Raw genomic sequence first — 11,504 nt, 5'->3', positions numbered from 1 at the left:
GACGGAATGCTCTATTGGTTGACAAATCTTTCGGACGGGGGCGACCTCTTCAACCTGTTCCGTTACCTGACCTTCCGTGCGGGAGCGTCGTTTTTTACCGCGTTGATCTTCGGGTTCCTGTTCGGTCCGGCACTGATCAATTTCCTGCGTCGCACGCAGGGCAAAGGGCAGCCGATCCGCAGCGACGGGCCGGAAAGCCATCTGGCCAAAGCCGGTACGCCGACCATGGGGGGCTTGCTTATTCTGGCCTCCATTCTGGTGTCTACGCTGCTTTGGGCGCGGCTGGATAACGGCTATGTCTGGCTGGTTCTGATGGTGACGGTGGGCTATGCGCTGATCGGGTTCGCCGATGATTACGCAAAGGTCTCCAAGCAGAATACCAAAGGCGTCAGCGGGCGCGTGCGGATGGGGTTGGGGCTTTTGCTTGCGGCGGTTGCGGGGGTGTGGGCGGCATGGCTGCATCCGGCAGATCTGTCGGGACAACTAGCGGTGCCGGTATTCAAGAATGTGCTGATCAATCTGGGTGTGCTCTTCGTGCCTTTTGCGATGCTGGTGATCGTGGGGGCGGCCAATGCGGTCAACCTGACCGACGGTCTGGACGGTCTGGCGATCATGCCCGCCATGATCGCGGCAGGCACTTTGGGGGCGATTGCCTATATCGTGGGCCGGAGTGATTTCACCTCCTATCTGGATGTGCATTACGTGCCCGGCACCGGCGAGATTCTGGTGTTTACGGCGGCACTGATCGGCGCGGGGCTTGGGTTCTTGTGGTATAACGCGCCGCCTGCGGCGGTGTTCATGGGCGATACGGGGTCTTTGGCGCTTGGCGGCGCGATCGGGGCGATTGCGGTGTGCACCAAGCACGAGATCGTTCTGGCGATTGTCGGCGGGCTGTTCGTTGTGGAGGCCATGTCGGTGATCATTCAGGTGGCCTATTTCAAGCGCACCGGCAAGCGGGTGTTCCTGATGGCGCCGATCCACCACCATTTCGAGAAGAAGGGGTGGGCGGAGAGCCAGATCGTGATCCGGTTCTGGATTATTTCGCTGATCCTTGCGCTGATCGGTCTTGCGACGTTGAAGCTGCGCTAAGAGAGGGGGCTGTCTGCCCCCTTTTGGGCCTTGCGGCCCAATTCACCCCCGAGGATATTTCGGGCAGCTGGAAACAGGCGACATGGGAAGGGTTTTGTCATGATTGCAGTACGCGGTGTCGAGGGGCAGAAGATTGCCGTTCTGGGCTTGGGCCGTTCTGGGCTGGCGACAGCGGCAGCGTTGCAGGCGGGCGGGGCCGAGGTGCTGGCGTGGGATGACAGTCCGGAGGGCCGCGCGCGGGCGGAGACGGCGGGGTTTGTCTGCCGCGATCTGTCGAAGGCGGGGGCTTTCGAGGATGTCGCCTTGCTGGTGGTCTCGCCGGGGATTCCGCATCTTTATCCGCATCCCAACCCGATTATCGCACAGGCGATGCAGATGGGTGTGCCGGTGGATAACGATATCGGGCTGTTCTTCCGCTCTTGGGCGGGGCCGGACTGGGACAGCTTCGACGTGGCCCCGAAGACGATCTGTGTGACCGGATCGAATGGCAAATCCACCACCACCGCGCTGATCCATCATGTTCTGACCCATTGCGGGCGTCGGTCGCAGATGGCGGGCAATATCGGGCGCGGTGTGCTGGATCTGGAGCCTGCCGAGGATGGCGATGTGGTGGTGCTGGAATTGTCGAGCTATCAGACCGATCTGGCGCGGGCCTTGACGCCGGATGTGGCGGTGTTCACCAATCTGTCGCCGGACCATCTGGACCGCCATGCGGGGATGGGGGGCTATTTTGCGGCCAAGCGGCGGCTCTTTGCCGAGGGCGGGCCGGATCGGGCGGTGATCGGGGTGGATGAACCCGAAGGGGTCTATCTGGCCAATCAGATCGCCACCAACCGCGAGGATGACCGGCTGATCCGTATTGCCGTGTCGCGCAAGCTGGGCGATTGGGGCTGGTCGGTTTTCGCGCGCAAGGGGTTTCTGGCCGAATGGCGCAAGGGGCGGCAGGTGGCCTCTATCGACCTGCGCGCGATCAAGGGGCTGCCGGGGGCGCATAACCACCAGAATGCCTGTGCGGCCTTTGCGGCACTGCGCGCCATCGGGCTTGCTCCGCGCGAGATCGAGGCCGCTTTCCACAGCTTTGCCGGTCTACCCCATCGCAGCCAGACCGTTGCCGAGAAAGGCGGGGTGGCGTGGGTCAACGACTCCAAGGCGACCAATGTCGATAGTGCGTCCAAGGCGCTTCAGGCTTTCAAGAATATCCGCTGGATTGCGGGCGGGCTTGGGAAAGAGGGCGGGGTTGCCTCGCTGGCCAAGGATCTCGAACATGTGAAAAAGGCCTATTTCATCGGCCACTCGGCGCGGGATTTCGCCTTGCAGCTGACGGGGCTGGACCATGAGATCTGCGAAACGATGGACGCCGCTGTGGCGGCCTGTGCGCGCGATGCGGTGGCCGGAGATACCGTGCTGCTGGCACCGGCGGCGGCCAGCTTCGACCAGTATGGCAGCTTCGAAAAGCGCGGTGAGCATTTTGTCGCGCTGGTTGAGGCGCTGGCCGACTGAGAATCGCAAAGGTTTTCCGTTGTATAAATGAGGCTTTCCCTTTTATGGGATGGCCATGCCTTTTCCTGAGTAGGAGCGGCGCGCGTTCTGGCGCACAGATCGCGGCAATCTCGTGGCGAAATCCTGCGAAATGCGCCGTAAATCGGACATAGTTTATCTGGCCATAAGGCATAAATTGCGCTAGCATCGAAGGCAGACCCGGAAAACGGGCATTTTTTCGAGGCAGTACGGCAGTAACAGCCCATGACAGATATGGTTTTCGGCACCGCGCCTTCGCGCGTCGGTGAACCTGTACTTCCACGCTGGTGGCGGACCCTTGACAAATGGGCGCTGTCTTGCGTGTTGATCCTGTTCGGGATCGGGATGCTTCTCGGGCTTGCGGCCTCGGTGCCGCTGGCCGAGAAGAACGGTCTTGAGGCGTTTTACTATGTGAAGCGTCAGGCCTTCTTTGGCGGTGCGGGCATCGTTGCCATGCTGCTGACCTCGATGATGAGCCCGCGTCAGGTGCGACGTGTGGGCGTGCTGGCCTTCTTTGCCTGCTTTGCCGCCATTCTGGCCTTGCCCTTCGTCGGCACGGATTTCGGCAAGGGGGCGATCCGCTGGTTCTCGTTCGGTTTTGCATCCGTGCAGCCTTCGGAATTTCTCAAGCCTGCCTTCATTGTGACCGCAGCATGGTTCATGGCGGCGGCCCACGAGATCGCAGGCCCGCCCGGTCGGCTATATTCCTTCATCCTGATGGTCATCATCGTGCTGATCCTTGCGATGCAGCCCGATTTCGGTCAGGCCTCGCTGATCCTCTTTTCGTGGATGGTGATGTATTTCGTCGGGGGCGCGCCGATCATGCTGCTTGTCTCGATCGGGGGGCTGACAGCCATCGGGGGCTTTACCGCCTATAACCTTTCCGACCACTTTGCCCGCCGTATCAATGGCTTCCTGTCCTCGGAGGTCGATCCGCGTACCCAGATCGGCTATGCCACCAACGCCATTCAGGAGGGCGGCTTCTTTGGCGTGGGCGTGGGCGAGGGCACAGTGAAATGGTCGCTGCCCGATGCGCATACCGATTTTATCATCGCGGTCGCTGCGGAAGAATACGGCCTGATCCTCGTGCTGATCATCATCGCGCTCTATGCCACGGTCGTCATGCGCTCGATGCTGCGTCTGATGCGCGAGCGTGATCCCTTCACCCGTCTGGCAGGCTGTGGTCTGGCCGCGGCGTTCGGGGTGCAGGCCTTTATCAATATGGGCGTGGCCGTGCGTCTTCTGCCTGCAAAGGGCATGACGCTTCCCTTTGTCAGCTATGGCGGTTCGTCGATGATCGCCTCGGGGATTGCCGTGGGCATGTTGCTCGCGCTGACCCGCTCGCGCCCGCAGGGGCAGATTTCGGATATTCTGGCGCGCAACAAACGCGGTTGAGAGGGGCTGGCATGACACAGGAGGCGGCACCTCTATTGCTGATCGCGGCAGGCGGCACGGGGGGGCATATGTTCCCCGCGCAGGCTCTGGCCGAGGAAATGGTGCGCCGTGGATGGCGTGTGAAGCTTTCCACCGATGATCGCGGCGCGCGCTATGCGGGCGGCTTTCCGCATGTGGTGCAGGTGGAACAGGTCAGCTCGGCGACGTTTTCGCGCGGGGGCCTGCTGGCGCGTCTGCTGGTGCCGCTGAAAATTCTGGGCGGTATCGCCTCGGCGGTGGGGCGCAACCTGCGGGACAAACCTGCCGCTGTGGTGGGCTTTGGCGGCTATCCGACGATTCCGGCATTGGCTTCGGCACAGTTGCTGGGGCTGCCGCGTGCGATCCATGAACAGAATGGCGTGATGGGCAAGGTCAACCGCAAATTCGCCCCCAAGGTGAATGCGGTGGCCTGCGGCACCTGGCCGACCGACCTGCCTGCCGGTGTGCGGGCAATCCATACCGGAAATCCGGTGCGCGGGGCCGTGCTGGAGCGGGCAGGGGCCCCCTATATCGTACCGGGAGACTATCCCATGTCGCTGCTGGTGATGGGCGGGTCACAGGGCGCGCGCATCCTGTCGGATGTGGTGCCTGCCGCACTGGCCCTGCTGCCGCCCGAGATCCGGCGCAATCTGCGCGTGGCGCATCAGGCGCGGCCCGAAGATCTGGAGCGGGTGATTGCCGCCTATGAAGAGGCGGGGATCACCGCCGAGGTCCAGTCGTTTTTCAATGATGTGCCGCGCCGTCTGACCGAGGCGCAGCTTGTGATCTCGCGCTCGGGGGCATCGTCGGTGGCCGATATCTCGGTGGTCGGGCGTCCGGCTATTCTGGTGCCTTTCGCCGCCGCTGCGGGCGACCATCAGAGCGCCAATGCCAAAGGGTTGACCGAGGCTGGTGGTGCGATTGTGATCCCCGAAAGCCGTATGACCCCGGAGACCTTGGCCGAACAGGTGGCCCTGGTGCTTGCAAACCCCGAGGGCGCCTTGCAGATGGCGCGCGCAAGCCAGAGCTATGGCATCACCGATGCCACGGCACGGCTTGTGGATATGGTGGAACAACTGACAGGAGACGCGCGATGAACGCGACGAAACTACCCGGTGAACTTGGCCCGATTCATTTCATCGGCATGGGTGGGATCGGCATGTCTGGCATCGCCGAAGTGCTTTTGACCCAAGGCTTTACGGTGCAGGGATCGGATGCGAAAGCCTCCAAGATCACCGACCGGCTGCAAGAGCTGGGCGCCACTTTCTATGAGGGCCAGCGCGCCGAGAATATCGGCAATGCGGGGGTCGTGGTGATTTCTTCCGCGATCAAGCGCGGCAATCCCGAGCTGGAAGAGGCGCGCAAGCGTGGCCTGCCGGTTGTGCGTCGCGCCGAGATGCTGGCCGAGCTGATGCGCTTGCGTTCGAATATCGCGATTGCGGGGACGCATGGCAAAACCACTACCACGACGATGGTGGCCACCCTGCTGGACAAGGGCAATTTCGACCCGACCGTGATCAATGGCGGGGTGATCCATGCCTATGGCTCGAATGCGAGGGCGGGCGAGGGCGAGTGGATGGTGGTCGAGGCCGATGAATCCGACGGCTCGTTCAACCGGCTTCCGGCGACGATTGCGATTGTCACCAATATCGACCCCGAGCATATGGAGCATTGGGGCAATTTCGATGCCCTGCGCAAAGGGTTCTACGATTTCGTCTCGAATATCCCCTTCTACGGGCTGGCGGTCTGCTGCACCGACCATCCCGAGGTGCAGACGCTTGTGGGCAAGCTGACCGACCGTCGTGTGACGACCTTCGGGTTTAACGCTCAGGCCGATGTGCGCGCGCTGAACCTGCGCTATGAACGCGGGATCGCGCATTTCGACATAGCCCTTCAGGGCGAGGAACATGATGAGGCAGGCCGCGCCAAGCTGATCGAGGGCTGCACCCTGCCGATGCCCGGCGACCATAACGTGTCCAATGCGCTGGCGGCTGTGGCCGTGGCCCGCCATCTGGGCATGAAGCGCGACGAGATCCGCGAGGCGCTGGCCAATTTCAAGGGCGTGAACCGCCGCTTCACCAAGGTGGGCGAGGTTCTGGGCGGCGTGGCGATCATTGATGATTACGGCCACCACCCCGTTGAAATCGCAGCCGTTCTGAAGGCGGCCCGTCAGGCTGTTTCGGGCACGCCCGGCGCGCGGGTGATTGCTGTGCATCAACCGCACCGCTATTCGCGCCTGCATTCGCTGTTTGATGATTTCTGCACCTGCTTCAACGAGGCCGATGTGGTGGCCATCGCCGAGGTCTATTCGGCGGGCGAGGACCCGATCGAGGGCGCGACCCGCGAGGGCCTTGTGGCGGGGTTGATCCAGCATGGTCACCGCCATGCCCGCGCGATCCTGTCCGAGGACGATCTGGCGCGGCTGGTGCGTGAACAGGCGCGCCCCGGCGATATCGTGGTCTGCCTCGGGGCAGGGACGATTTCGACCTGGGCAAACGGGCTTCCGGCAAAGCTGGGCGCCTGATCTGTTTCGTCGACCTTTGAAGGGGGTGGGCGTTTGACAAGTGTGGCGCATGCCGTCGGAAACCGGCGTATTGCGCGTTGAAAAACAGAGACATGTTTTGTCTCTGGACGATGTCCGGGCTGTCCGCCGGTCAGGATGTCGCACTGGGCCGGTCTGTCATGGGCCGGCCATTTCTTGCCAGCAACCCGATTGCAGGGGGCCAGCATCTGTTTTCCGGCAGCCGGACCCGACGCGGGGTCCCGTCACCAGAGACCCGAAGTCCAAGGCCGATATCAGAGGAATGGAGCCGTCATAATGTCACTCTCGCTCACCCTTGCCTGCCTATGGGGTGTCTTTGCCTCGGTTCTGGCGATGGGGCCGCAACGTTGGCACTGGGTCGCGGCTTGGGTGCTGATTGTGACAGGGGTGCCGATCCTCGGGGCGGTGACCTATCAGCAGGGGCCGCTTTGGGGCTTGGTGGTGCTGGCGGCGGGGATGTCGGTCCTGCGTTGGCCGCTGCACCGGCTGATTGCCCGCCTGCATGCCGAGCCGCGTCCGGCGGACAACCGTCAGGACGCCTGATCGCGATCCGCCTTTTGCGATAAATCGGGATAAATAGCGCGAGGGCTTGCCGTGCTGACAGGGCTTCGCTAGGAACGCCTGTATGACCGATATGCTTTCTCCCTCTTCCTATCAGCCGCGCGGTGCCCTGACGCCGCAGCGCGCATTGTCCGAGCTGACATGGCTGCGTGTGGGTGGTCCGGCCGATTGGCTGTTCCAGCCTGCCGATACGGACGATCTTTGCGCGTTTCTGGCGGGGCTGCCGGAGACGGTTGCGGTGTTTCCGATGGGCGTCGGCTCGAACCTGATCGTGCGGGATGGCGGGCTGCGCGCCGTGGTGATCCGTCTGGGCCGTGGCTTCAACGGGATCGAGATCGAAGGCACGCGCATTCGGGCGGGCGCTGCGGCGCTGGATGCGCATGTGGCCCGCAAGGCGGCAGCAGGCGGCGTGGATCTGACCTTTTTGCGCACCATTCCCGGCTCTGTCGGCGGCGCGGTGCGGATGAATGCCGGGTGCTATGGCACCTATGTGGCCGACCATCTGGTGGAAATCGGTGTGGTCACGCGGGCGGGGGAGGCACGTCGCCTTCATGCGGCCGATCTGCATCTGGCCTATCGCCAGAGCGCGCTGCCGGAAGGCTGGGTGATCACCGATGCCGTGTTCGAGGGGCTCCCCGCCGAACCCGCCGATCTCGAAGCGCGCATGGCCGAACAGATCGCCAAGCGTGACGCCTCCCAGCCCAGCAAGGAGCGCAGCGCAGGTTCGACCTTCCGCAATCCGTCGGGGTTCAGCTCTACGGGGCGGGCCGATGACGTGCATGATCTCAAGGCGTGGAAAGTCATCGACGATGCCGGAATGCGTGGGGCCCGTCTTGGCGGGGCGCAAATGTCTGAAATGCATTCCAACTTCCTGATCAACGCGGGCGGTGCCAGTGCCGCCGATCTGGAAGGTTTGGGGGAAGAGGTTCGCAAAAAGGTTTTGCTCAACAGCGGAATTGAGCTACAGTGGGAAATCATGCGCGTCGGAGAAAGATAAGGCCATAGAAGAAGGGCCGTCTTTTGGCAGTAACCGATGGGCTTAACCAAAAGCGCAAAACGGGGAAAACCCCGACGAGGCAAAGTATGGCGGGTAAGTCGAGCAGGACGACCCAGCTTGTGGCGGTATTGATGGGTGGCGCGTCCGCAGAGCGGGATGTGTCTCTTTCTTCTGGGCGCGAATGCGCCATCGCCTTGCGGGCTGCGGGATATGAGGTGATTGAGGTCGATGCTGGCCCCGATCTGGCGCAGCGTCTCACCGAAATCGAACCGGATGTCGTCTTCAACGCGCTGCATGGCCGCTGGGGCGAGGATGGTTGTGTGCAGGGGCTGCTGGAATGGCTGCGTCTTCCCTATACGCATTCGGGGGTGCTTGCCTCGGCCATCGCGATGGACAAGGATCGCTCGAAGCAGGTCTATGCACAGGCCGGTCTGCCGGTGGTCGACAGCGTGATTGCCGCGCGCGACGAGGTGCGCCAGCGCCATGTCCTGCCGCCGCCTTATGTGGTCAAACCCAATAATGAAGGCTCCTCCGTCGGCGTCTATATCGTGCAGGAGGCGGCCAATAGCCCGCCGCAGCTTTCCGATGACATGCCCGAAAGCGTCATGGTGGAAACCTATGTGCCGGGGCGCGAACTGACCTGTGCCGTGATGGAAGACCGCGCCTTTTGCGTGACCGAGATCGTGACCACCGGCTGGTATGACTATCAGGCCAAATATTCGGCAGGTGGCTCGCGTCATGTCTGCCCCGCCGATATTCCCGAAGAGATCGCGACGGCCTGTCAGGATTTTGCGCTGCGGGCGCATAAGGCGCTTGGCTGCCGCGGTGTTTCGCGCACCGATTTCCGTTGGGATGACACGCGCGGATTGGCGGGGTTGTTCCTGCTGGAAACCAATAACCAGCCCGGTATGACGCCGACATCGCTGGTGCCGGAACAGGCGATGCAGGCGGGGATCGACTTTCCTGCGCTGTGCCGCTGGATGGTGGAGGATGCCTCATGCGGAAGGTAGGGGCGTCGCAGGATCCGTCCAAGGCGGATGCGGGCAAATGGTCGGGCACACGCGCGGTTGGCGGTGCCTCGCGCAGCCAGCAGGGCCAGCTTTACGTGCGCCGCTCGTCGCGCCGCAAGGACCCTGCCCCCTCGCGTCTGGCCTTCCGGCTGAACCGGCTCTGGCTGACGCCCATCGTGCGGTCGCTGACCCGTATCGGGGTGCCGACTTTCGCCGTGGTGCTGGGGCTGGGGATCTATTTCGGGGATTCCGGTCGGCGCGCGGATATGCTGCAGACCTACGAGGATATCAAGGCCTCGATCCAGAACCGTCCCGAATTCATGGTCAATGAACTCAAGGTCGAGGGGGCAAGCCCCGAGGTCGAGCGGGCGGTCTATACGATGCTGCCGACCGGTTTGCCGGTCTCTTCCTTCAATATCGATCTGGACCAGTATCGCGAGACGATCATGCGGCTGGATGCGGTGGCGGATGCCTCGATCAGCATCAAATCCGGCGGGGTGCTGGATGTGGTGGTGACCGAACGCACGCCGGTGATTTTGTGGCGCACGGCGACGGGGCTGGAGATGCTGGACCACGGCGGGCATCGCGTTGCGACGCTGATCGACCGTGCCGCGCGCTCCGATCTGCCGTTGATTGCCGGTGTCGGTGCCAATCAGGCGGTGCCCGAGGCGTTGGCGATCCTGAAGGCAATGGGGCCGCTTCTGCCCAAAGCGCGCGGTCTGATCCGTGTGGGCCAGCGGCGTTGGGACATTGTTCTGGAGGGAGATCGCCGCGTGATGCTGCCGCAGGATACGCCGGTACAGGCGGTCGAGCGGCTTCTGGCGATGAATACCGCCGAAGATGTGCTTGCCCGTGATTTTACGCGGATCGATTTGCGTGACAAGGATCGCCCCACGATCCGGCTGACACCCCATGCGATGGAAAGTTATCGCGCCATCGCCCATAATTACTGAGCCATAGCTACCGAGATTGCATCCTATGCCCGATTTTTACCAAGCCCAGAGAGCGATGCGCAATATGCGCAAGGCCGCGATGCAGCGCGGTGTTGTTGCGCTTCTGGATATAGGCACATCGAAGATTGTGTGCTTGGTGCTGAAAATCGAAGGGCCGAGCGGTCTGGCAGAGATGGAGGGCGGCGGGCCTCTGGCGGGGCAGGCGGGCTTCAAGGTGATCGGTGCGGCCACCACACAATCGCGCGGGGTCCGCTTTGGCGAGATCGACACGATGGCGCAGACCGAGCGGGCGATCCGCACCGTGGTGCAGGCCGCGCAGAAGAAGGCCGCAATCCGTGTGGATCATGTGATTGCCTGCTTTGCGGGCGGCGAACCGCGCAGCTACGGGCTGACCGGCCAGATCGATATTGCCGGAGATCAGGTCACGGGGCAGGATGTGGGCCGCGTGCTGGCCGCCTGTGATGTGCCTGATTTCGGGGCAGGGCGCGAGGTGCTGCATGCCCAGCCCGTCAATTTCGCGCTTGATCACCGGTCGGGCCTGTCGGACCCGCGTGGTCATGCGGGGCGCAAGCTGGCAACCGATATGCACCTGCTGACGGTGGACGGGTTCGCGCTGCAGAACCTTGTGAATGCGATCCGGCGCTGCGATCTGGAGCTGGCCGGTGTGGCAAGCTCTGCCTATGTGTCGGGCGTGGCCAGCCTTGTCGAGGATGAACAGGAACTGGGGGCCGCCTGCATCGATTTGGGCGGTGGCGCGTCGGGCCTGTCTATCTTTATGAAAAAACACATGATCTACTCCGATGCTGTGCGCATGGGTGGTGATCATATCACCTCCGATATTTCGGCGGGGCTTCAGGTTTCGGGCCAGTTGGCCGAGCGGCTGAAGACAATTCATGGCGGGGTCCATGCGACCTCGATGGATGACCGCGAGCTGATCGAGCTTTCCGCCAATTCCGGCGATTGGGAAAAGGACAGCCGCACCGCCACCCGCGCCGAGCTGATCGGCATCATCCGGCCCCGCGTCGAGGAGATCTTCGAGGAGATCAAGGCGCGGCTGGATGTGGCGGGCTTCTCGCATATGCCCAGCCAGCAGATCGTGCTGACGGGCGGCACCAGCCAGTTGCCCGGTATTGACGGTATGGCGGCGCGAATCCTCGGCCATAACGTGCGCTTGGGGCGGCCGCTTCGCGTGCAGGGGTTGCCGCAGCAGGCGACATCTGCCGGTTTTAGCGCCATTGTCGGTCTGGCGCTGCATGCGACCAACCCGCAGGACGAGTGGTGGGATTTCGAGATCCCCGTCGACCGGCTGGGCGGGCGCAGCTTCCGCAGGGCGTTCCGCTGGTTCAAGGATAACTGGTAAAGCCCAGAGGCTTGCGCGCCAATCTTAATGTTGACGTAACTGTATCTGCCGCGAAAGCTAG

The 11,504-nt window shown here is 62.8% G+C and carries 10 protein-coding genes; all 10 read left to right on the top strand.

All coding sequences use genetic code 11. From position 1 onward, the window contains the following. Nucleotides 1-6: 6 nt before the first annotated feature. Nucleotides 7-1,089, top strand: a complete 1,083-nt coding sequence (gene mraY / locus WDB88_RS11390; protein ID WP_339107793.1) for a phospho-N-acetylmuramoyl-pentapeptide-transferase — start codon at nucleotides 7-9, stop codon at nucleotides 1,087-1,089. A gap of 99 nt (nucleotides 1,090-1,188) precedes the next feature. Further along, entirely contained in the window at nucleotides 1,189-2,589 is a 1,401-nt protein-coding gene (gene murD, locus WDB88_RS11385) for a UDP-N-acetylmuramoyl-L-alanine--D-glutamate ligase (protein ID WP_339107792.1), read from the top strand. A gap of 243 nt (nucleotides 2,590-2,832) precedes the next feature. Then, a complete protein-coding gene (ftsW, locus tag WDB88_RS11380) occupies nucleotides 2,833-4,002 on the top strand; it encodes a putative lipid II flippase FtsW (RefSeq protein WP_339107791.1) in 1,170 nt (389 codons plus the stop codon). An 11-nt stretch (nucleotides 4,003-4,013) separates the two neighbouring features. Continuing rightward, a complete protein-coding gene (locus WDB88_RS11375) occupies nucleotides 4,014-5,117 on the top strand; it encodes a UDP-N-acetylglucosamine--N-acetylmuramyl-(pentapeptide) pyrophosphoryl-undecaprenol N-acetylglucosamine transferase (protein ID WP_339107790.1) in 1,104 nt (367 codons plus the stop codon). Beyond that, nucleotides 5,114-6,544: a UDP-N-acetylmuramate--L-alanine ligase gene (murC, locus tag WDB88_RS11370; RefSeq protein WP_339107789.1), complete on the top strand. Its 1,431-nt coding sequence runs from the start codon at nucleotides 5,114-5,116 to the stop codon at nucleotides 6,542-6,544. The genes WDB88_RS11375 and murC overlap by 4 nt, the downstream gene beginning before the upstream one ends. Before the next feature lie 294 nt (nucleotides 6,545-6,838). Further along, nucleotides 6,839-7,105, top strand: coding sequence for a DUF2484 family protein (locus WDB88_RS11365; RefSeq protein WP_339107788.1), 267 nt, complete (start codon nucleotides 6,839-6,841; stop codon nucleotides 7,103-7,105). 82 nt (nucleotides 7,106-7,187) lie between these two features. After that, on the top strand, nucleotides 7,188-8,120 hold the full coding sequence (gene murB / locus WDB88_RS11360) for a UDP-N-acetylmuramate dehydrogenase (protein WP_339107787.1): 933 nt from the start codon (nucleotides 7,188-7,190) through the stop codon (nucleotides 8,118-8,120). Between the two features lie 86 nt (nucleotides 8,121-8,206). Further along, nucleotides 8,207-9,130 (top strand): D-alanine--D-alanine ligase, encoded by a 924-nt coding sequence (locus tag WDB88_RS11355; protein WP_339107786.1) that lies wholly within the window; start codon nucleotides 8,207-8,209, stop codon nucleotides 9,128-9,130. Further along, the gene (locus tag WDB88_RS11350; RefSeq protein ID WP_339107785.1) at nucleotides 9,118-10,083 is read left to right on the top strand and encodes a cell division protein FtsQ/DivIB; all 966 of its coding nucleotides are present in this window, start codon (nucleotides 9,118-9,120) and stop codon (nucleotides 10,081-10,083) included. Before WDB88_RS11355 ends, WDB88_RS11350 begins: the two co-directional genes overlap by 13 nt. Nucleotides 10,084-10,108: 25 nt before the next feature. Continuing rightward, nucleotides 10,109-11,443 (top strand): cell division protein FtsA, encoded by a 1,335-nt coding sequence (gene ftsA / locus WDB88_RS11345; RefSeq protein WP_339107784.1) that lies wholly within the window; start codon nucleotides 10,109-10,111, stop codon nucleotides 11,441-11,443. Nucleotides 11,444-11,504: the final 61 nt, after the last annotated feature.

This window comes from Thioclava sp. GXIMD4216, from assembly GCF_037949285.1.
In the GTDB taxonomy this organism is placed as follows: Bacteria; Pseudomonadota; Alphaproteobacteria; order Rhodobacterales; family Rhodobacteraceae; genus Thioclava; species Thioclava litoralis.
Note: the sequence above shows the minus strand (reverse complement) of the source record. Positions and strands in the feature narration are given on the sequence as shown.

Coding starts and splice junctions, on each gene's coding strand:
- mraY (WP_339107793.1), top strand. CDS start 7: ATGCTCTATTGGTTGACAAATCTTTCGGACGGGGGCGACCTCTTCAAC.
- murD (WP_339107792.1), top strand. CDS start 1,189: ATGATTGCAGTACGCGGTGTCGAGGGGCAGAAGATTGCCGTTCTGGGC.
- ftsW (WP_339107791.1), top strand. CDS start 2,833: ATGACAGATATGGTTTTCGGCACCGCGCCTTCGCGCGTCGGTGAACCT.
- WDB88_RS11375 (WP_339107790.1), top strand. CDS start 4,014: ATGACACAGGAGGCGGCACCTCTATTGCTGATCGCGGCAGGCGGCACG.
- murC (WP_339107789.1), top strand. CDS start 5,114: ATGAACGCGACGAAACTACCCGGTGAACTTGGCCCGATTCATTTCATC.
- WDB88_RS11365 (WP_339107788.1), top strand. CDS start 6,839: ATGTCACTCTCGCTCACCCTTGCCTGCCTATGGGGTGTCTTTGCCTCG.
- murB (WP_339107787.1), top strand. CDS start 7,188: ATGACCGATATGCTTTCTCCCTCTTCCTATCAGCCGCGCGGTGCCCTG.
- WDB88_RS11355 (WP_339107786.1), top strand. CDS start 8,207: ATGGCGGGTAAGTCGAGCAGGACGACCCAGCTTGTGGCGGTATTGATG.
- WDB88_RS11350 (WP_339107785.1), top strand. CDS start 9,118: ATGCGGAAGGTAGGGGCGTCGCAGGATCCGTCCAAGGCGGATGCGGGC.
- ftsA (WP_339107784.1), top strand. CDS start 10,109: ATGCCCGATTTTTACCAAGCCCAGAGAGCGATGCGCAATATGCGCAAG.